At 31.0% G+C, this 22,169-nt stretch carries 20 protein-coding genes; 10 read left to right on the top strand and 10 right to left on the bottom strand.

Annotated elements, in window-relative coordinates:
- Window positions 1–205: 205 nt before the first annotated feature.
- Both HMPREF2737_RS09360 and HMPREF2737_RS09355 read right to left on the bottom strand, forming a co-directional pair.
- Window positions 206–1,570 (bottom strand): membrane-associated protein TcaA, encoded by a 1,365-nt coding sequence (locus HMPREF2737_RS09360; RefSeq protein ID WP_037549954.1) that lies wholly within the window; start codon window positions 1,568–1,570, stop codon window positions 206–208.
- A 111-nt stretch (window positions 1,571–1,681) separates the two neighbouring features.
- Window positions 1,682–2,140 carry a MarR family transcriptional regulator TcaR gene (locus tag HMPREF2737_RS09355; RefSeq protein ID WP_037549957.1) on the bottom strand — a complete coding sequence of 153 codons (459 nt, stop codon included), beginning with the start codon at window positions 2,138–2,140 and terminating at the stop codon, window positions 1,682–1,684.
- Between the two features lie 162 nt (window positions 2,141–2,302).
- On the opposite strand from HMPREF2737_RS09355, the gene HMPREF2737_RS09350 reads away from it, so the two are divergent.
- A complete protein-coding gene (locus tag HMPREF2737_RS09350) occupies window positions 2,303–3,259 on the top strand; it encodes a YdcF family protein (protein WP_037549960.1) in 957 nt (318 codons plus the stop codon).
- A 119-nt stretch (window positions 3,260–3,378) separates the two neighbouring features.
- On the opposite strand, the gene HMPREF2737_RS09345 is transcribed toward HMPREF2737_RS09350, so the two are convergent.
- Together HMPREF2737_RS09345 and HMPREF2737_RS09340 are read right to left on the bottom strand one after the other, a co-directional pair.
- A complete protein-coding gene (locus tag HMPREF2737_RS09345) occupies window positions 3,379–4,044 on the bottom strand; it encodes an ABC transporter ATP-binding protein (protein ID WP_037549962.1) in 666 nt (221 codons plus the stop codon).
- Window positions 4,044–5,099, bottom strand: coding sequence for an ABC transporter permease (locus tag HMPREF2737_RS09340; protein WP_037549965.1), 1,056 nt, complete (start codon window positions 5,097–5,099; stop codon window positions 4,044–4,046). The genes HMPREF2737_RS09345 and HMPREF2737_RS09340 overlap by 1 nt, the downstream gene beginning before the upstream one ends.
- Window positions 5,100–5,234: 135 nt before the next feature.
- Between HMPREF2737_RS09340 and HMPREF2737_RS09335 the strand changes: the two genes are divergently transcribed.
- The 4 genes from HMPREF2737_RS09335 to HMPREF2737_RS09320 all read left to right on the top strand — a co-directional run bounded on the left by HMPREF2737_RS09335 (window position 5,235) and on the right by HMPREF2737_RS09320 (window position 8,285).
- Window positions 5,235–5,909, top strand: coding sequence for a response regulator transcription factor (locus tag HMPREF2737_RS09335; protein WP_037549968.1), 675 nt, complete (start codon window positions 5,235–5,237; stop codon window positions 5,907–5,909).
- Window positions 5,902–7,272, top strand: coding sequence for a sensor histidine kinase (locus HMPREF2737_RS09330; RefSeq protein ID WP_037549970.1), 1,371 nt, complete (start codon window positions 5,902–5,904; stop codon window positions 7,270–7,272). The genes HMPREF2737_RS09335 and HMPREF2737_RS09330 overlap by 8 nt, the downstream gene beginning before the upstream one ends.
- Before the next feature lie 123 nt (window positions 7,273–7,395).
- The gene (locus tag HMPREF2737_RS09325) at window positions 7,396–7,836 is read left to right on the top strand and encodes a LytTR family DNA-binding domain-containing protein (RefSeq protein ID WP_011275020.1); all 441 of its coding nucleotides are present in this window, start codon (window positions 7,396–7,398) and stop codon (window positions 7,834–7,836) included.
- Window positions 7,833–8,285, top strand: coding sequence for a DUF3021 domain-containing protein (locus tag HMPREF2737_RS09320; RefSeq protein WP_037549972.1), 453 nt, complete (start codon window positions 7,833–7,835; stop codon window positions 8,283–8,285). Before HMPREF2737_RS09325 ends, HMPREF2737_RS09320 begins: the two co-directional genes overlap by 4 nt.
- Before the next feature lie 87 nt (window positions 8,286–8,372).
- Here HMPREF2737_RS09320 and mqo read toward each other — a convergent pair whose 3' ends face one another.
- Entirely contained in the window at window positions 8,373–9,851 is a 1,479-nt protein-coding gene (gene mqo / locus HMPREF2737_RS09315) for a malate dehydrogenase (quinone) (RefSeq protein WP_037549976.1), read from the bottom strand.
- Window positions 9,852–10,162: 311 nt separating this feature from the next.
- Between mqo and HMPREF2737_RS09310 the strand changes: the two genes are divergently transcribed.
- On the top strand, window positions 10,163–11,314 hold the full coding sequence (locus HMPREF2737_RS09310; RefSeq protein WP_037549978.1) for a glycosyltransferase family 4 protein: 1,152 nt from the start codon (window positions 10,163–10,165) through the stop codon (window positions 11,312–11,314).
- A gap of 129 nt (window positions 11,315–11,443) precedes the next feature.
- On the opposite strand, the gene HMPREF2737_RS09305 is transcribed toward HMPREF2737_RS09310, so the two are convergent.
- Entirely contained in the window at window positions 11,444–13,045 is a 1,602-nt protein-coding gene (locus HMPREF2737_RS09305; protein WP_037549980.1) for an L-lactate permease, read from the bottom strand.
- A gap of 377 nt (window positions 13,046–13,422) precedes the next feature.
- Between HMPREF2737_RS09305 and HMPREF2737_RS09300 the strand changes: the two genes are divergently transcribed.
- Complete coding sequence (locus tag HMPREF2737_RS09300) at window positions 13,423–15,111, top strand: CDP-glycerol glycerophosphotransferase family protein (RefSeq protein ID WP_037550022.1); 1,689 nt, start codon at window positions 13,423–13,425, stop codon at window positions 15,109–15,111.
- A gap of 181 nt (window positions 15,112–15,292) precedes the next feature.
- Here HMPREF2737_RS09300 and HMPREF2737_RS09295 read toward each other — a convergent pair whose 3' ends face one another.
- On the bottom strand, window positions 15,293–15,808 hold the full coding sequence (locus tag HMPREF2737_RS09295) for a GNAT family N-acetyltransferase (RefSeq protein ID WP_037549983.1): 516 nt from the start codon (window positions 15,806–15,808) through the stop codon (window positions 15,293–15,295).
- 166 nt (window positions 15,809–15,974) lie between these two features.
- Here HMPREF2737_RS09295 and HMPREF2737_RS09290 point away from each other — a divergent pair, with 166 nt between their 5' ends.
- Both HMPREF2737_RS09290 and tatC read left to right on the top strand, forming a co-directional pair.
- A complete protein-coding gene (locus HMPREF2737_RS09290) occupies window positions 15,975–16,205 on the top strand; it encodes a twin-arginine translocase TatA/TatE family subunit (protein WP_370444502.1) in 231 nt (76 codons plus the stop codon).
- Window positions 16,156–16,902: a twin-arginine translocase subunit TatC gene (gene tatC / locus HMPREF2737_RS09285; protein WP_037549986.1), complete on the top strand. Its 747-nt coding sequence runs from the start codon at window positions 16,156–16,158 to the stop codon at window positions 16,900–16,902. The genes HMPREF2737_RS09290 and tatC overlap by 50 nt, the downstream gene beginning before the upstream one ends.
- 68 nt (window positions 16,903–16,970) lie before the next feature.
- Here the strand turns inward: tatC and HMPREF2737_RS09280 are convergent, their stop codons facing one another.
- Genes HMPREF2737_RS09280 through efeO form a run of 3 tightly spaced genes read right to left on the bottom strand, consistent with a single transcriptional unit; the run spans window position 16,971 to window position 20,783 of the window.
- Window positions 16,971–18,716 (bottom strand): FTR1 family protein, encoded by a 1,746-nt coding sequence (locus HMPREF2737_RS09280; RefSeq protein ID WP_037549989.1) that lies wholly within the window; start codon window positions 18,714–18,716, stop codon window positions 16,971–16,973.
- Window positions 18,697–19,923: an iron uptake transporter deferrochelatase/peroxidase subunit gene (gene efeB, locus HMPREF2737_RS09275; protein WP_037549992.1), complete on the bottom strand. Its 1,227-nt coding sequence runs from the start codon at window positions 19,921–19,923 to the stop codon at window positions 18,697–18,699. Before efeB ends, HMPREF2737_RS09280 begins: the two co-directional genes overlap by 20 nt.
- The gene (gene efeO, locus HMPREF2737_RS09270) at window positions 19,920–20,783 is read right to left on the bottom strand and encodes an iron uptake system protein EfeO (RefSeq protein ID WP_037549994.1); all 864 of its coding nucleotides are present in this window, start codon (window positions 20,781–20,783) and stop codon (window positions 19,920–19,922) included. Before efeO ends, efeB begins: the two co-directional genes overlap by 4 nt.
- Window positions 20,784–21,129: 346 nt before the next feature.
- On the opposite strand from efeO, the gene HMPREF2737_RS09265 reads away from it, so the two are divergent.
- Entirely contained in the window at window positions 21,130–22,125 is a 996-nt protein-coding gene (locus HMPREF2737_RS09265; protein ID WP_037549996.1) for an acrylyl-CoA reductase family protein, read from the top strand.
- Window positions 22,126–22,169 lie beyond the last annotated feature (44 nt).

Raw genomic sequence — 22,169 nt, 5'->3', positions numbered from 1 at the left:
TAAGTTGGAATAAAACATGCTTCAATATTACTCTAGCTTTCGAATTTTTAAACCACTTACTGAAATTTTAAGTTTGTGTTTCGTTCATTCTCTTATAAATGACTAGAACTGAGAAAAGCTTCATTTAATCACCTTCTCAGTTCAGTCTACAAATACTTATTTAGAATGAATGTTAAAGATACAATTTCGATCGCTACTCATTCATTTATTTTGAATCAACTAATTGAATATTACCCGTATCACTATCTTCTCTTAATTCATAATTAGTGATTTCATACTGCCCATTACTATTTAAATGTTGCACTTTAGTATTAATCGTGTTGCCTTTTTGACTAGCACTTACAACTTGTGGATTAATAAAAGCAACTGATTGGTTTAAATTGTTTTTTATAGACTTATAGATACTCGATTTATCTTTTAAAAATGTACTCACTAAATTGAAATCACTTTGTGAAATAGCTGAATTCAAAGTGAAAGAATAATTACTAAAGAAATTACTTAGCTTTGTTTTCAAACTATTTTCTTCCGCTTCTTTTTCCTCGATATAATCACTAATCTCTTCATCATCAAACTCTAATGTAGCACTATTAATATTACCTAAATCTCTTGCTTTGATTGTTTTTGTCTCTGCATGGAATGTTTTACCTTTTGCCTTACCTAGTGCAGAAACTGTAACATCTTTCGTTTGAGGATAAGGTCCATATTCTCTAGAACTGCTATATTTCATTTGTTTATCATTTATTTCAACTTTTAATGAGCCTTTGTCTAAATCACTTTTTCCTTTTAATTTGACTGTTAATAATGCTTCGTTGAAATTTTCATTTACTTCAACTGTGTTACTCTTTCCATATCTAAAGTCAAATTTAAGTTGACCACTAAACTCTCCATATTCTGTTTCTTTTTTAGCATCAACAGAATATATACCGGGGATATAAGTACCTAGTGAAGTCGTCTTATTCGCATCAGCAATAACTGTTTTCTTTTTTCCACCATCTTTAAATTCATATTTCGTATCCAATTTAGGTTTCACAATTGCCTTCTTTGTAGGAGCAGTGTAACTCATATTATCGAATATTAATAATCGTGTACCATCTTTACTTACACGTAAGTAGTTATTACCTGCACGCGTTTTTAAATTAATTGCCTCTTTAGAATCACTTTTATTGAGTGTTTCTACTGTAGATTTAATATCGCGCGCAAACTTCTTCATTCCAACTTCACTTCTAATATAGTCTATATATACACTTGCCTCATCAGAATCTATATGAGAATTTTTAGAGCTTAATAGCGTCGCTACTTTTTGTGAATCATTATTATCAATTGCATTAACTAAAATCTTTGTTTGCGCATTAGGTGAATTGTAATTTCTAACCAATACAAACACAATAATTAGTAAAACAATGATAAACGCAACGATAGCCCAAGGAATAAACTTTCTTATCCTAATATTAGATGTGTTGATTTGAGGGGAATTTATTTGATTGTCTTTATTGTCTAATTTATTCCCACAATTAGGACATTTGTTTAAGTTACTATCAATTTTCTGTCCACATTTCGGACATGTACTCATTTAGTCACCAACTTCCCCTCTACTAGAATATATTTATCGATTGATATTTTAATTTCAAATTAAGAATATGATTTCTATTATATAATAATCATTCTAGACCTTCATACTAATTTAAACTTTTGAATTAAATTTTTTTACTCTCTCATCTATTATATATAATACAGTTAAAGCTTTCTCAATATCTTTACTTGATAAATCAGCTACCATATCACTAACCATATCGCTAACTATTTTATTGTTTTCTTCAGTATATTTTCTACCTTTTTCCGTTAGAGCAACATATTTTAGTCGTTGATCAATATTGTTATTTGGCTTTTGTAATGCTACGAAGCCACTATCGATTAGTTTCTTGATACGTCGACTTACTGCTGCTTTATTAACACCTTGTTTTTCAATTATTTCAGTAATTGATAATACTTGATGATGGCTTAGCAATCTTAGAACATTGGATTGCTCCATTGAAATACCATACTTGCTTTGCTGATCTTTTAATAACTTTGCAGTTAAAGTATTAGTATCATCAATGAATTGCTTCATAAATTCGATGTGGTTTCTTGAAATTATGCTCATTACTTTACTCCTTGTTAAATAGTAATCAATAGCGTTTTACATACTCTGTTAAATAATATCAATAAACAATTCTCTTGAAAACCTCATTACTTTATTAATAGTTGCTAATTGGTAAGTTGTTCGATTACATTTATATATATAAAGAAATTAGAGGTATTCCTTATGATTGCAATTATCTTAGCTCTCGTTGTGTTATTGATTGTACTAGGTGTATTATTCAACGTGAAATGGCTTCTGAATTTAAGAATGTTTATTACAACTATTATATTATGTATGTTAATTTCTGTTTTGAATCTATTAACAATGACACTCCCTACTACACTAATAATAATCATGATTATTACTATGGGTGGTTTACTAGTGAAGCACAACCATCTTTTCTCCTTACAAAAAGGTCAAACTTTTTTAAATAAAATGACGAAACTTCTCATACTAGGAGTACTCTTTACATCGATTCTTGCATATCTTAGCACTATGCCTATTCCTATAATTAATGGTGTTTTCTTATGGCTAACTATGATTGCGATAAGTACTTGTTATGCATTATTGCTTTACATGTCTTGGTCATCAGCTTTAGGTCGCATCTCAACTCATAAGCAGTACGACTTAATTATGGTATTAGGAGCTGGAATCTTCACAGAAAAAGTTACACCAATGTTAGCCGAAAGATTAAATCGTGCACTTAGTGTATATCAACATCAAACTGACAAATGTAAAATAATTGTTAGTGGTGGTCAGGGGCCAGATGAACCCATATCTGAAGCATTAGCAATGCAGCGTTATTTAATACAACATGGGGTTCCCCAATCTAGTATTATTATGGAATCTCAATCTGCAAATACGTTTGAAAACTTCTATTATTCAAAAAAAGGCATACACAACCTATACTTAAATAGCCCCAATATACTTTGTGTTACGAGCCAATTTCATATCTTACGAGGAATGAAATTGGCGCATACGAATCGAATGAAAGTTGACGGTATAGGAAGTCACACTCCTTATCATTTTTTTGATGTCGCATTAGTGAGAGATTTCTTAGCACTAATGTATCAATATAAATTACTATTGACCATTTACTTTGCAGTTTTATTTTTTGCTTCTCTTTTCATTCTATTTTAAAAAAGCAGGAGTGGAACAGTATGTTTTGTTCCACTCCCGCAAAATGAATATAGCTGAGAGAAGTTTGATTATTTTGTGGTTTAAATGACACAACTAATTAAACTTTCTAAGTTTATTTTTTATAACTCGATTTTACCATCTTCAATTTCAATCACTCTATTCGCATATTCAAATAATCTTTTATCATGCGTAATCATAATACCAATCATATTTTTAGTTTGAACATGTGCTTTAATCATTTGCACAACAGATGTCGCTCTATCTGCATCTAAACTGGCAGTTGGCTCATCTGCTAATATGATTTTAGGTTCATTCATAAAAGCTCTCATTATAGCGACGCGTTGTTTCTCTCCTCCAGATAACATATGGGGATAAACATCTAAACGATGACTCAGACCTATCTCATTTAATAGTCTTTGTGCTTTATCTTTAGCCTCTTTACGCTTTATACCCGCTTCTTTAGCTACAATCATTAATTGTTCTCTAACTGTTAGATAAGGAACTAAATGAGATGATTGAAAAATAAAACCTATATCATTTAGTCTTAGACTTGTTTTATCTACTTCATTTGACAATAAATGCTCACCATTATACAAAACATCTCCACTAGACGGACTTAGTAATCCACCTAAAATATTAAGAAGTGTAGATTTACCAGATCCAGATGCGCCACTTAGTATGATGAATTCACCTTGATTCACATTAAAATTAATATTCTTTAATACTTCTGTTTGTGCATCTCCCTTGCCAAATGTCTTAGTAATGTGTTTGAGTTGTAATGCCATTATTCCATACCTCCAATTGCTTCTATAGGATCTACTTTTAGAACTTTTATAAAGGATAATAATGCACCGATTAACCCTACAATTAGAAATACGACTATCATTAATAACACCTGACTATAACTTAAATAAAATGGCATAGTTACAGGCATAAAGGCATTTAATATAAGTATGAGAGAAAATGCTAAAATAACACCTAACATTGTCGTTAAAATAATTTGTAGTAAAAGTGCAGTTAATAAATGTTTCGTTTTAATACCTATGGCTTTAAGAATGCCTATTTGAGGTATTTTTTGAATCGTCATCACATAGAAGAACGCACTTAAAACGATTGCTGTAATCACGAATAGACTAATAATCATTAAATTAAGTGGCATTTGTTCTGCTTGATAACTAGCAATGTTATCAGTTAATGTCTTTTCATTTACAACCTTGATGCCTTTAATTTGTTTAAGTGATTGTTTTTCATCTTTGTTGATTTTGTCAACCGGATAAAATGTTGATACTTGTTTATTTAATGACTTAAACGCTTCTTTATTCATTAATATCATTGAACTATGTGCGTACATTGACTCATTCATTATGCCGCTAATTTTATAGTCTTGATTATGTCCTTTAAAAGTTACAGTATCTCCAACTTTCAAGTCATTTCCAGTCAGTTTCTCACTAATAGCTATTTCATTCTGTTTTTTTGGATAATTACCACTTACAAGTTTTGGCGTAAGATGTTTAGGCGTATTTAGCGTGATGACATCTTGATCTTGTTGGTTTATTTTAAGTGTTTGCGTCCCCATTTGAGTTGCATTTTCATGAATGATATTCTCTATTTTGTTTTGTTGTGATTGGTTCAACTGAGAACTTTCTAACTTCGGTTCCTTATTATCTTCGACTATATAATGTTCAGCTGGCATATTATTTAAATATGATATATTTTCTCGTGCTAAGCCTTGAGCTAATCCACTAATAAATAACACCATGCTTCCTAATAGAAATATAATTAACATGATTAATGTATAACGAAATCTGTAAAATTTTATTTCTTTCCATGCTAAATTCATATTTAGTACCTCCCACTGCTATTTCAATACATAGTTTAATGACACATTGTGAACTGAATATGAACTTTAAGAAGAATTGTTTTCTGATATAGTTATTCATATAATCATTTTATGAATAATAAAGGAGTAAAACTAATGGTGAAGTGTTTAATAGTAGATGACGACTATAAGATATTACATTATGTATCTCAACATCTCGAAGCAGCCCAAATTCAAACCGTCACTCACGCAAGTGGTGAAAGTGCCATCGCGTACCTTGCAAATAATAAAGTCGACATTGCAGTTGTTGATATTATGATGACTGGCATGGATGGATTTGAATTATGTCAATTGCTTAAAAATGATTATGATCTACCTGTCATAATGTTGACGGCAAGAGATGCTTTGAGTGATAAAGAACGTGCATTTGTAAGTGGGACAGACGATTACGTTACCAAGCCTTTTGAAATAAAAGAATTGTTATTTAGAATACAAGCTGTGTTAAGACGTTACCAAATTAATTCTCAAGACATTATAAAGTTAGGAAATGTTACTTTAATTCAAGAGTATATGGAATTATCTGTCGACTCTAAAAATGTCAATTTGCCTACAAAAGAGTTTCAATTATTATTTTTATTGTGCGGTAAACCAAAACATATTTTCACAAGAAACACACTAATTGAGCGAATTTGGGGATTCGATTATGAGGGAGATGAAAGAACTATAGACGTTCACATTAAGCGACTACGTCATCGTTTAAATCAATTAAAAGCCACAATTGAGATACAAACAGTTCGTGGACAAGGATACAGGGTGATTACACATGTTTAAGACGCTTTATACACGTATTGCGATTTACACGATTACAGTCATTCTTTTTAGTGCTTTAGTCAGTTTTCTTTTTGCAAACGTGTACTATCATTTCAATTTAAAAGCACATAATGACGCAAAAATTATGCGTACTTTAGAAGAGGCAAGAGCATTTCATACATCTTCAAATCAATCTGACACTCAATCATATTTTAAACATTTAGGAGATATGAACTATCAAATTATGATTGTAGATCACTCACATCATAAAACATTTTTTGGTGAACCATTCCGAAAAGACACTATTTCAGATTCAGCTATTAACCAAGTACTAAAAGGTAAAACCTACCATGGTATTAAAAATAAACCTTTCGAACTATTTATAACTGGCTTTTTTGATAATGAAACGGATAATACTGTGGGTATCCCTTTTAATCAAAATAATCAAAAACTTGCCGTATTCATGCGTCCTGATATAGGTGAAACATTTAGTGAGTTTCGCACTTTTCTTGCTGTTCTTTTAATATGCTTATTAAGTATATCTATCACACTCGTTATTGCATCTACATATTCAATTATTAAACCTATAAAAATATTGAAGCAAGCAACTGAACGTTTAATGCATGGTGATTTTAATTCACCAATTTATCAAAGTCGTCATGACGAAATTGGTACGTTACAATATCGATTTGAAGCGATGCGACAATCTTTAAAACAAGTAGATGATATGCGACAACACTTTGTTCAAAATGTTTCACATGAAATCAAGACGCCATTAACGCACATTCATCGTCTACTTAGTACGTTACAAAGCAATGTAAATCAAGGAGAGCGTGATCAGATTATTCACGAAATTCATGAAGAGGTTACTCATTTAAGTAATTTAACAAAAGAATTATTATTATTATCCGAACTAGATAACGCTACTCATCTAAAATTTGAAGATAATGTTCACTTTAAAGAATTAATAACTGACATCATTCGTCACGAGCAATATGGGATAGATAACAAACAATTAATGTTGATGTCTGATATAGATACGATTCATTTCCGAGGAAATAATCGTTTATTACATCAAGCATGTTCTAATCTCATTCAAAATGCAATTAAGTATTCTAATCCCAATAGTATGATTGATGTGAAATTATTTATTAACGAAGGAATTATTTATTTTACCGTTAAAAATGAAGGGCATACCATTCCAGAATCAGTGCAACCTCATCTATTCGATCGTTTTTATAAGCGTAATGCTGAGGATAATAGCAATGGATTAGGATTAGCAATTACTCAATCTATCATTCATTTACATCGTGGACAAATATCAGTAACTAGTAATGAACGTGACGGAACGACGTTTACAGTGACATTGCCTGAAACTAACTAATTAATTTAGTTAGATATTATTTTACAAAGCTAACCACTTACTTCAATATATCTACCATTTAATATTGTTCTAAAAATTTTCTATACATTTGTGGTTAAATGACGTTGAGGAGGCATTAGTCAAATGAAACTACGGTTACATATATCGCCCGAAGAAGATGAGAAGTATATCGCGATTCACGCACCTGAATTTGATGATGAAGTACAACAAGTTATTACAAATATTGAAGATTTGAATAGTTTAAAGCAACTCTATGGCAAACAAGATGACATGATCCATATTATAGAAATTCAAACCATCATTAGTTTTCGTACACATAAAAATCAAGTCATTGCAATTAGAGACGGCGAACAATTTAAATTGAAAGAACGATTATATGAACTTGAAGAAAAACTTCCTACTTCATTTATTCGAATTTCTAAATCTGAAATTGTAAATATTAATAAGATTAAAAAATTGCAATTAGAACCTAATGGTTTGATTAGAATTTATTTGCAACATATTGATTATACCTACTCCTCTAGAAGATATTTAAAATCCATAAAGGAGAGACTTTCATTATGAGAAAATTATATCAATTTGTTAGTATTTCTTTAGTGATAGGTTTAGCACTTTCTATCATTTTTAGTTATATCAATGCTGGCGGTGAATATTATCCAATTTCACCAGTTACAACACTAGGTAAGTTATATTATTCACACTTGTCTGAACCATTAGTAATGTTCATCGCCATTTGTTTGTGGCTTTTAATTGGTGCATTATTTTACTTAGCAAACTTTTTCTTTACGCACACAGATTGGAGCATCACACGTAGCACATTAATGCATTTTATATTGAGTTATGTTGGATTATTACCAATTGGTATTTTATCCGGATGGTTTTCGATAAGTGTTTCAAATATATTTATTTTTACATTCTATTTCATCATTATCTACATCATTATTTGGATTATAGAGTTTTTAAAAAGTAGAAAATATGTTTCTGAAATCAATAACCAATTAAATAAAAAATAATTACTAATGGAAAAGCTCCTTATAAAGCAAACACTTAAAGTGCAAACTTTATAAGGAGCTTAATGTTATTTTATATTGAAATGATACTTATTTTACATTTAAGTATTTTTGAATTTCTTTATTAACAGCGCGATAGACGTCCTCATGCTCTGTTAATTTAAGTCCGAAAGAAGGTACCATTTCTTTAATTTTCGGAATCCAATTTTTAAATTCATTACCATAACAACGTTGTAATAAATCTAACATAATATCTACTGCAGTTGATGCACCAGGTGAAGCACCTAATAATGCTGCAAGAGAACCATCATCAGATGTAATTACCTCAGTACCAAACTGTAACTTACCTTTACTATCTTCAGTATCTTTAATCACTTGTACACGTTGACCTGCAACAATAACCTCCCAATCTTCGTCTTTTGCATTAGGCACAAATACACGTAAATCATTCATACGATCTTCATGTTTTAACATAAGTTGTGATACGAGATATTTAGTTAGATCTATTTCTTTAACACCTGCTGATAGCATTGTTAATAAATTATTAGGTTTAACTGAACGTATTAAGTCTAAATTTGAACCTGTTTTTAAGAATTTAGGTGAAAAGCCTGCAAATGGACCGAATAATAAAGCACGTTCACCATTTACAAATCGTGTATCTAAATGAGGTACCGACATTGGTGGTGCACCTACACTTGCCTTACCATAAACTTTAGCATGATGTTTTTCGATAACGTCTTTATTAGTACAACGTAAGAACAGACCACTTACTGGGAAACCACCGATATGTTTTGATTGCTTGATACCTGTTTTTTGGAGTAACGGTAAACTTGCACCGCCGGCCCCAATAAATACAAATTCTGATTCATACGTATGACTTTGTCCAGAATTAAGATCTTTAACAGTCACTTTCCAGTTTCCATTATCTATCTTCTCAATATTTTCAACTTCTTGTTTATAAGAGACTTCTACATTTCTTTCTTTTAAATTAGAGATGAGTTTTTTTGTTAACGCACCAAAGTTTACATCTGTCCCACTTTCATCACGAGATAATGCAATTGGAACATGTGATGTTCTTCCTTCAACCATTAAAGGTACCCATTCTTTAATTTTTTCACGATCTTCAGTAATATCCATTTTTTCAAATAGTATATTTTCTTTTAATGCTGCCACTCTGTTTTTAAGGAATTTTACATTGAAGATACCTTTTACGAAACTCATATGTGGCACTGATTGAATGAAGTTAGATGGATTTTCTAATTGTCCAGTTCTTACTAAATGTGCCCAAAATTGCTTAGATACTTGGAATTGTTCATTGATTTTAATTGCTTTTGAAATATCAACAGAGCCTTCTTTGCCTTCTTTAGTATAATTCAATTCACAAAGTGCAGAATGCCCTGTGCCAGCATTATTCCAAACATTTGAACTTTCTTCACCAGATTGTTCTAATTTTTCAAATATTTTAATTTCTTTGTCTGGAGATAATTCTTTTAATAACGTACCGAGTGTTGCGCTCATTATACCGCCACCTATTAAGATGACATCTGTTTTGCTATGTTCTGAACTCATAACAATACAGTCCCCCTTTTTTTCACATCTTTAGTCGATAGGAAATTGATCTTGGCTTAATAAATTAAAACGCTTTCTTTATTTATTAAAATTTTTAATATTAACTTTACGCAGAACGTAAATCGACTTTTTTAATAACTAGTTTAATTATATACATAATCGTTCTATGAAAAAAGTGTTAACATAAAGTTTTCATCTTTTATCTAGAATAAAGGATAGACACCTAATATCTTAGTTAGCATTGGCTATTACTATTAGACACATCTCAGAAATGCTATAATTTTCTATTATGAATTATTTGAGGTGTAACTATGAAATCATTCACATTTTTCATGCATAATATTTATGCATTAGGTGGAACAGTTAAAGCAGTTTCTGAATTAGCTAATACACTTGCTGACAAAGGACATCACATAGAAATTATTTCTGTGTTTCGAGCTCAAGACGAGCCTTACTTTGAAATAAATGACAAAATAAAAATAAAGACATTAGTAGACTACCGTTTAAAACTTCAGAACACTAAAGCAATAATGATGAATCGTTTAAATAAATATACTTCACTATTGAAACCAAAAGAAATAAATCAGTTTGAGCCGGGGTTAAATCAATTTTCCAAATATGTAGAACATAAAATGATTAAAGCAATTAAAAAAGTAGATACAGATGTACTCGTAGGTACTAGAGCGAGCTTTAATATTTTAATTTCAAAGTATCATTCAAACGATGTCATAACTGTGGGAATGGAACATATGAACCTACATGCTCATCCAGAAAATTATCAACAAGATATACTCACTGCCTATCACAACATAGATTTAGTCACAACGCTTACTCAACAAGATCAATTGAATTACGAGCAACAAATCGACACACCTGTTTATACAATTCCAAATATCATCAATCCAGTAAAACATGCTACTAAGAAAGAAAATATCATTATTAGTGCAGGTAGATTAGAATTTGAAAAAGGGTTTGATATTTTAATAGAAAGTGTTCGCCGTATTCAAAACGACCTTAAGCGATTGAATTTTAAAGTAGAAATATACGGTGATGGTCAAGAGCGTGAACATTTGCAACAATTAATTAATCAGCATCAATTAAATGATTTAATTACTATCTATCCTGCAACTCAACAACTTAATACCAAATTATCTAACAGTAAAATTACTGTGGTTCCGTCGAGAAATGAAGGCTTTGGTATGGTTTTATTAGAAGCTATGGCTCGAGATAATATTGTTATCAGCTTTAAAGATATACTTGGACCTGGTAGCATTATTAATCATAATTCCAATGGCTATTTAGCCAATTATGGTGATGCTGGTTCATTAGCAAAATATATAGACATCGCTATGAATCACGTCGATGAAGCTAGTCAGATGATCAATGAAGGACATGTTACTTTGAAACAATATACGCCTAACACGGTTTATGAAAAATTTATGACCGCAATTAATAACGTTTAATTCTACTTATAATTATGTTTATTTATGGGGACTGCTATGAATATTGAAAAAGCCCGTAAACGAATTTTTACAATTCATTTACGGGCAATTTTTGAAATAATTATGTCTTAGAATAATATTGTATATTAATTACAGAATTAGAGATAAGATAAATGTCCAAATACAGATGAAGATTAGTAATCCAACACTGTAACGTAATGTCATTTTAAGTAATTCTGATTCTTTACCTACTTCTTTAACAGCAGCAGTCGCAATTGCTATTGATTGAGGTGAAATTAATTTCGCCGCTACACCACCCACTGTATTTGAAGCTACTAGTAATGAACCACTTGTTCCAATTTGTTGTGCAACTGAAGCTTGAATTGGTGCGAATAATGAGTTGTTATTAACAACTGATCCTGTCATAAATACGCCTATCCAACCTAAGATTGGTGATAACACTGGGAACACGTTTCCAGCTTTAGCAATACCTTGACCCATTGCTGCACTTAAACCACCATATGTAGTGATTTTTGAGATTGCTAAGATGAAACAAATTGTTAAAACTGGTAACCATAGTTCTTTAAAAGTTACACCGAATAAACGTCCTGCATCTCCGAAACTTACTTTCTTAGCCATTAATATTGTAATAATAATTGTAATTAAAATCGCAGTACCAGTTTGACCAATAAAATTGAAACTTAACATAATTGGTTTATGAGCGACTTCACTGAAAGTACCTGGTAAATTAAAGTTAAGCACTAATGAAGATAATTTACCATTTGGTAAGAATAAGTTTTTAAAGAATGGTGCGCTCCAAATCATAACTACAACTGTTAATATAACAAATGGACTCCATGCATAGATAATTTCTTTTGCATTGTGATGTTTCGCCGGTTCAGGTTCCACATCTTTCTGTACTCTGAAAATATGTTTTGGTTGGAATTTTCTAGAGAATAAAGCTAAAGCTCCCATAGTTACTAATGGTGGGATAATATCAGCTAATTCAGGTCCGTTAAATACTGTTAGTAAACCTTGTAATACTGTATACGTAACAGATACAACTAAGATAGCAGGTAATGTTTCTTTTACACCTTTTAAACCATCAATGATAAAGATAAGTAAAAATGGTATAAAGAAGTTAATAATTGCTAATGTTAATGTAGATGTTTGAGATACGCCCATTGCGTGAACGCCACCTGGTAAGTGTAGTGTATCTACAACACCTACTGGAATTCCTATAGCACCAAAAGCACCTGAAGCAGCATTTGCTACTAAACATAACATTGCAGCTTGTAAAGGTCTAAAACCTAATTGAGCAAGTAATAACGCACAAATTGCAATCGGTACACCAAAACCAGCTGCACCTTCTAAAAATGCATTAAATGAGAAACCAATGAGTAATAATTGTATACGTTGGTCTTGTGAAATACTTGTAATACTGTCTTGAATCGTATTAAATTGACCAGATTCTTGAGTGATTTTATAAAGTAATACTGCCATCATGACAATATAACCAATCGGAATAATACCTTGATAGAATCCTTCTACAACACCACCTGTTGCAATGCCAAGTGGTAATTTGAAGAACGGGATAGCAATAAGTAATGTAACAACTAACGTTGTGATAGCTGCATAGATACCTTTCATTTTAAAAACGGTTAAGCATAATAAGAATAGAATAATAGGTACTGCGGCTATTAAACTAGATAATACCAAATTATCAAATGGATTAAATGTTTGAACTAACATAATTCTGACTCTTCTTTCCTTTAGTTTGTATTAATGATCACTCTAGCGATATTGACAATTGAAGTTTGACCATACTTCTAATTGTTATATTGTTTATTAGTTTGTCGACAAGTTAATAATGCTAGATTTCACAAATTTATATCTTGTGAACTTTTTCACAATAAAAATATACCATCTTTCTACTTAAATGACAATACTATATAGTACTTTTTATAAAATTTTTGTTAAATTTTCAACAAAATAAAATCCCACTATTTTTCAATGAAAATTTCCAAACATTTCAATTATATAATGATGTAATTTTTGTAAATATGAATTTTTTTTAGTCACATGGTAAAATATATTTAAGAAATTTAAGAGTTAAAGGACAATGTATGATGATTAAACAAATAAATATTTCTAACATGCGCCATCTTGCATTACAATTAAACAAAGCCAAATCAGCTGGTTTTTCACATTTCATTCCTTATTCAAATGATATTAAAATCAATCATGATATGTTGGAAGCTATAGACTTAACACATAATTCAATAGCAGTAGATTATACTTTAAATGGTTTATATTTAAATGACTGTCGTTATTTTGGTGAAAATACATTAACATTTTTATCATGGATGAAAAATATTAACCACTATCCTAATATTATTTTCAATATTGAACGTGCTTTATTACATTTATCTAAGTATAACATTAAATCTATTATGGATTTAGCCGTCATTTCTGTTTTAAAAGACGAAATTGATATAGACAATCACGTCGTTTTTAATTTCATCAATGAATGTCGCACTAGCCATGCTTTCTGGGCATCATTAGATACTTTTGATATTAAAAAAATAAATCATTTTGATTTGAACAAATTGGCATACATTCATGGTCACTCTATACCTTACAGTAAATTCAAATATCCTGGTAAAGAAGAAGAAATGCGATTTGTGGATAGTTGGCTTGTTACAACTAAGTTTAAATTACCAAAATGGCTATATAACAAAATGCAAAATCATGCATTAAACAAACATCGTAATCTAAGCTATGTATATGATAAAGATTCTTCAAAAGTAAAAAACCATGTTGTTTTTTTAGGTTTTGATTATGGTTATAGAGGCAATTCTAAGTATTTATTTAATTATTTTGTGAAGAGAAATCCTACCACTGAAGCTTATTTCATTACTAACGATAGACGTGGACCATACTTTTTACCTACTGATGCTGAGAATAATAAAGAACTTATTGAAACAGCAAAAATTGTAGTCATTGAAAGTTATATTCCTGATGAATTCAAACCAAATGGTACAGTTATTCAATTGTGGCATGGGACCCCAATTAAAAAATTATTCTTAGATAGTAAAGAACCAGATCAAAATAAAAATATTTATAATTACAAAGCACGAAAGTATAATAAATGGCTCAAACAAGATTATCTTTTAACAGATTCTGAATCAGCTGAGGGATTATTTGAAACAGCCTTCCCTAATCAACATACTCAAATGATACCTTATGGTTATCCAAGAATTAGCTATTTACTACATTATCAGAATGATAAAAATCATCAGAAGAAAATTAAAGATGCATTAAATGTTGATCGAACAAAGCCAATTTTATTGTATGCACCAACATGGCATGCGACAAAAGATTCAACTGAATTGATGTCGATTTCACCAGAATTATTAGAAGAATATCACGTCATTTTTAAAGGTCACATAGAGGATGACATGACACTTCCAGAAGGTGCAATTGAAGCGCCAAATCATATTGAAACGCAAGATTTATTATTAATATCTGATGTCGTAATTACCGATTATTCTTCAATTATCTTTGATGCTTTAACTATTGGCAAAAAAGTATGTCTCTATACACCAAATCATTCATCATATCAGCAAGAGCGTGGTGTTTATGATGATGTTGTGGAAAGTTTATCTAAAGTTTGGTATACAGATGAAGATTTATTACACAATAACTTAATCCATCATACATTAACTGATATTTCAAATCATCAACTCGTGAACCGTAATAACACCTCACTAAAAAGACTAACTCAACTTATGCGAGATATTATCAATAATAAATAAACATTATATATAGCCTGGGACATAATTCAATGCCTCAGGCTACATATATATTGGCAGTAGTTGACTGAATTAAAAGCGCACTTGTAACAAGCTTTTTTAATTCTAGCCAACTTTACCAAGGGATGGTGCCCCGAACCCCAACTCCCCTATTTTATTAGACCAAGCTTTATTCGTTCTATAGCTAAACTTCTCTTTCCATTATTAAATCTATATCGACTACTTCACCTGTTATAAATTCATGTTGTCCAGTGACTTCAAAGCCGTGCTTCTTATAGAATGATAATGCTTGTTGATTATGTTCCCATACACCTAACCAAACTTTATTTTTATTTAGTTCTTTCGCTTTATCAAGAGCCAATTGAATAAACTTTTGTCCTCTTCCCCCACCTTGATAAGTCTTGTAGAAATAAATTCTTTGAATCTCCAAGTAATCTACACCTTTAGGTTCAGTTTGAGCATTACCGACATTAAGTTTTAAATACCCTGCAATCTGATCATTCACCTTGTAAAAATAATGAAATGAATTAGGATTATTTAATTCATTTAACAACACTTTTTCATTATAGCTTTCTTTGAAAAATTGATTAAAATCATCATCTGAATATTCTCCTTCAAACGTGTCATAAAACGTTGTCTCAGAAATTTGTCGTAAGTCACTCACATCCATATTTTCAATCATTGTTATATATTCACTCATCATTCTTACCTCCTAAAATACCGCTCATTATCCATTTATTATTTTGTAACTTATTCCCTATTAACATGCCCCTATGCATTAAATTCGTTTTATTTGTGAACAGAGTAAATTTCTATTGATAATATTTATCAATAAGTATAAAGTATAGATGATATTATTAACAATAATGAGTGAGGTTATCAATATGTTTGTATTAGGAATTACAGGACCGACAAGTTTAGTCGTTATTAGCATAATTGCATTAATTATTTTTGGACCTAAAAAATTACCACAATTTGGTCGAGCAATTGGTAGTACTTTGAAAGAATTTAAATCTGCAGCAGAAAATATAGATACAGATGAAAGTCATGATACTCCCAGTAAAGAGTCAAAACAACAACGAGAACACATTAAATAGTAATACACTTCTAGGACACTTTGATGAACTACGATCGCGTCTCGTCAAAGTGTTCATCGCTTTTATTGTTGCAACGATAATCGTATATGTATCATCACATTGGTGGATGAAACTATTTATACACTATATTAAACGTGCACATGTAACACTACATGCATTTTCATTTACTGAAATGATTCAGATTTACATTATGATTATCTTCTTTATAGCGTTGTGTTTAATTATACCTATTATGTTTTACCAATTATGGGCTTTTATTGCACCTGGCCTCCATGTTAATGAACGGGGATTTATTATTAAATATAGCTTATGGTGTGCACTGTTATTTATAATTGGAGTAGCATTTGCGTTTTTTATAGGATTTCCATTAATTATAAATTTCTCTTTAATATTATCTGAAGTTTTAAGTATTGAGCCTGTTATTGGTTTTAAAGCCTATTTGCATGAGTTAATACGATGGTTGCTAATTTTTGGTGTTCTTTTTCAACTCCCAACATTATTTATGGGTCTAGCTAAATTTAACCTAATCAATGTTAATGAACTAAAACACTATCGTAAGTATATTTATTTTGGTTGTTTTGTGGTGGCGAGTATTATTGCCCCACCAGATATTACTTTGAATTTATTATTAACATTGCCTTTGATTATTTTATTTGAATTCAGTATGTTTATCGCAAGAATTTCACAACGATCATAATAACTAATAAACCTCGAGTACTTGTTATTCCCACAAGTCTCGAGGTTTTATTTTACTATTCATGATAATTAGTTTGGATTAGTATTCTTTTGTTTGTTTTGGCGATTTTTTAAAATGAAGAACACAATGAACACTATATATATTAATTGAGCTACTATTGACTCAATATTAGGATAAAATCCTATAAAACCAATTGTAGGTAAACCTTCAATACCATGTTGCGGAAGTGTGCCTAACAATTGTAGTTTTTGAACACTTACACCAAGCATTTTGAATGCCATAATAAAAATTAAAATTGAAAGTACTCTAAAGATGTAATAAATTGGAATAAGTTTCACTATAAATCTAAATAATAATGCGAAGATAATTAAAATTACAATCGCTAAAGCAATACCAATAACGAAGTCCATTGTTGTAATACTGCCTATCATACCCATGTAGAAAATAATCACTTCTACACCTTCACGTAAAACAGAAATCAATCCAATTGTACCTAACAATACTAGATTACCGTTACTAATAGCGTTTTGATACATATTTTGAATCATATCATTCCAACGTTTTGCACTTGATCGTCTATGCATCCAAATACCAACGATATACATTAGAACCACTGCAATTATTCCTAGTGTTGCTTCCATTCCCTCTCGTAGTAATCCATTATTGCCTAGCGTTTGTATGAATACAACTGCTAACGTAATACTTAGTATTAAGCCTAATATTGAACCACCGATAACACTAGCTGTACCTTTATTATCTTTAACATTACATGTCATTGTAGTTAATGTCATAATGACCAACAATACCTCTAAACCTTCACGTAAAAAGATAATCATAACATCTACAAATGTATAACCGTCTTGACCAACAGTGTCTTTGATATCATTGTTGATGTCTTTTAATCCGTCTTTAACGCGATCTTTGTTACTCTGGTCTAGAATACTTTGATAATACGGTATTTTATCTTCAATTGTAGTATATAATGAACCGTTTTTTGTTTGAATTTTCCCTTCAACATATGGCCAAATTTGAACAAATTTAGATAATGCCGCATCAGTTTGATCTAAATTATTATCTTCTATCCCTTTAATCGCTTTATCTAACTCATCATTTAGTTGCGTTACTTTATATTTATCATTATCTGAGCTGGATTGTTTTTGATCGACCGTATCAATACTTGATTTGAAGGTTGTCCAGGCATTGTCAACTTTCTTAGTATCTAAAGGTTCTTTTTGGATAGCAACACGTAGTTGCATTAAGTTCACTTCAATTTGTCCATATTTACCTTCATCATAATTTCTTATGGCTGTTTCATGAGTCGTCCAAATTTGATTTAAACTATTGTTAATAGATTGTAGCTCTGACTCATTTTTACTTTTGATTGCTTTTTTAATAGGATCATCTTTTGCAGCAACTTGTTGCTTCAATGTTTTAATTTCACCACTGATATCTTTGGTAGAAACTGCATCTTCATAAGCGATTAATGATTTAGTTAATTGTGATAATTTATCAGCTTTAGCATTCATTGAAGAGGCTTTATCTACCGCTTCAAGTTTTGACTTTACGTCTTTACCTTCTTTGTTATCTTTAATGTTTAAAGATTTTACTTTTTCTTCAATATCAGCAAGTGCACTTTGTTTTTCTTTATTACTTTTACCTTTATCTTCTATAGTTGATTTTGCATCAGTTATCGCTACATACACATCACTTATTTTGCTATCATCTGCAGCATTTACTTGATGTGCTGGGACAATTCTAATAACCGTGAGAATAAGGACTAGCGCAACGACTAATTTAGTTAAATAAGGTTTCACCGATATAGCCTCCCTTTTTTACACCTGGTAACACAAGGAAGGATGCAGAACCTCGATGCGTAATATATTCATTTAACTTATCACTGTGTCCTAAATTGTTTTGAATATCAATAAATTGTTGAGTTGCTTTTTGGAAACAAATAAACATTAATCCTGTTTCCAACGCCCCCGTTTTGGCATTTGTTCCATCATTATAATTATATGCACGTCGTTTGATTGATGTTTTCACTTCACGTGCTAGACGCGCATGCGCATTTGGATCGATAACATATTGACCACTGCTATCTTTAGCGTCTAAATCTATATTGTCGAATTCTTTTTTACCGGTTAATGGTGCTCCGGATGCTCGTTTACGTCCGAAAGTAGCTTCTTGCTCTTCTAATGATGTACGGTCCCATGTTTCTATATGAATTTGAATGCGTCGAATAATGCAATACGTTCCATTTTTAGCCCAACCGTCGTCAATGAAGACATACTTTTTAAGCTCGTCATTTTTACGAGGATTAACTGTACCATCTTTAAATGCCATTAAATTTCTAGGCGTTTCTTCTAGTTTGCCAGAGACAAAACCATTTTGTGACCATTTCATTTTAACAACATCTCTAAATGGTCGAATTAAGTTGTGAATCGCATGGAATGTTACTTGTGGATCATTTGAACACGCTTGAATCATGATATCTCCATCACTGTATTCATCATCTAATTGGTCATTAGGAAAATGTGGTAAATCTTTAAATCCATATGGGATTTTTGATGACATACGAATCTTTTTCAAAAATGATTTACTAATACCGTATGTCAATGTTAATTTACTAGCGCCTAATCCAATTGATTCTCCAGTATCCACAGGAGGTAATAATACATTTTGACTATCTTTTTCAGCAGGTGCACCATCAGTCATATTGACTGACATTTGCGTCCACTTCTTAAACATGTCTTTAATCGCTTGTTTATCTTTAGTCTTTAACTCTAATGCAACGAAGTTACAATTTTTTTGTGTCGGCGTTGTAATACCTGCTTGTACACGTCCATAAAATTCAAATGCATCTTTATCTTCATTCTCAGGCGTATCGAACATCGATTTAAATGAAAAAATACTGCCTGCCCCACTAGCACCGATAACCACACCAGCGCCACCTATTCCTAACATTTTTAGAAAAGAGCGACGAGATACTTGGTCACTTTGATTATGATCTACTTTACTCATTCTGTAACCACAGCCATTTTACTTAGTGGTTCACCAAGTGAATTCACAGCATCTGATAGAGCTTTTCTATCTTCTTTAGTAACTGCACTATAATCTTTGAAGCCATCACCGTCTTTATACTTGTCTAATAGTTGGTTAACTTTATCAAAGTTCTTTTGAATATCAGCACTTAATTTTTTATCTTTTTTATTTAACTCGGGTTTAAACAATTCGTAGATTTTTTGTGCACCTTCGATATTAGCTTTAAAATCGTATAAGTCTGCATGTGAATAAATCTCTTCTTCACCTGTAATTTTTGAAGTTGAAACTTCATTTAATAAATCAACTGATCCTTGTAACATTAATTTAGGAGTAATATCTAAAGTATCTGCTTTGGCATCTAATTCTTTAGCATCTTTTAATAATTGATCAGCATCTTTTTTAGTTGTTTCATCTATTTTATTATCTTGATAAAGTGATTTCTCAATCTTATGATAACCTGTCCATTGATCTTCTTTTTTCTCTTCTTTCATATCTGCTAAACGAGCATCAATCTTAGGATCTAAATCACCAAAAGCTTCCGCAACAGGTTCTGATCTTTCATAATACATACGTACTTTAGGATATAATTCTTTCGCTTTATCCATATCATCTGCTTTTATAGCTGCAACAAATTTTTCAGTTCCATCCAAGAATTTATCAAGTTGACCATCTGTATACTTTTCATATTCTTTAGTTGCTTTTTGTAATGCTGCTTTGTTATCCCCTTTACTACTCTGCGATTGCTTATCTTTATTACTATTATCGTCACTATGACTATTGTTGCCACAAGCCGCTAAAAATAAAGAAGATGCTAATAAAATAGTTGGTATTTTTTTCATTATGTATTCACCTCAATATAGTTTAGAAGATTATCATTTGAAGATGAATCGTGTAATTATGTATACATCATATTTAACACCAACTTAATATCGTTGTTATGTCGTCTTTTATATTCATATAAACACTTTTAATTTTTCAATTGATAATCATTATCAAATTTATTATAGATTTAGCCCAATAAAGTGTCAATAACAATTCAAATACATTTTTAAATAAAAATTTTTTTATTTTTTGAAGCCAAGAGACTTTTAATTTACCTTTTATTTATAAGGCTTTAAAGCATACAATTGGTTTATTAAGGGTATAAAATAAGCACTAATACAATATATAAAGGAGTCACATAATATGAGTAATCAATTTAAAGCTTTTTTAGTGGATAAAAACAACGATGGAAGCGTTAATAGTGACTTTACTCAGTTAACAACTGATGATTTACCTGAAGGTGAAGTCTTAATCAAAGTTCATTATTCAGGTATTAATTATAAAGACGCATTAGCTACAACGGATAATAATCAAATCCTTAAATCTTATCCTATGGTTCCTGGTATAGATTTAGCTGGTACCGTTGTTGAATCAGAAGATCCAACAATTAATGAAGGTGAAGAAGTCATTGTAACAAGCTATGATATGGGTGTAAGTCATTATGGAGGATTTAGTGAATACGCACGTGTAAATTCCGATTGGGTAGTTAAATTGCCTGATAATATGACTTTAGAAGAAGCTATGATTTATGGTACAGCAGGCTATACTGCCGGTTTAGCTATTGAAAAATTGGAAAAAGCTGGTTTCATGACACTGGAGGGCGGCAAAGTACTTGTACGTGGCGCATCTGGTGGTGTAGGCGCATTGGCAGTGCTTATGCTTTCTAATTTAGGATATAAAGTAGTTGCTAGTACAGGAAACAAACATGCCGGTGACAAACTAGAAGCTTTAGGGGCGAATGAAATTATTGATCGTATTAAAGATAATGATGAAAAGCCATTAGGTTCAAGAACTTGGCAAGCTGCCATTGACCCTATTGGAGGAAATGGAACACCTTTTGTCACTAATCGTATAGATAATAATGGTGGTGTCGCGCTAATTGGCTTAACAGGTGGTGTTTCTTTTGATACAACTGTCTATCCATTTATTTTAAGAGGCGTAAGTCTAGTTGGTATAGATTCTGTATTCACACCAATGAAATTACGTGAACGTGTTTGGAGACGTTTAGCAACTGACTTAAAATCTGACAAACTTCATGATATTAAAAAAGTCATTTCATTTTCAGAATTACCAGATGCGATCTCAACTGTTTTAAACCACGATAATTTCGGTCGTATTATTATTGATTTTGATGCATAGTTAAATCGAAAAAACCACTAGGACAATCCAGTCTCAATATCATA

Source organism: Staphylococcus sp. HMSC069D12, from assembly GCF_001810405.1.
GTDB lineage: Bacteria > Bacillota > Bacilli > Staphylococcales > Staphylococcaceae > Staphylococcus > Staphylococcus haemolyticus.
This window is presented reverse-complemented; position numbering and strand designations above follow the sequence as displayed.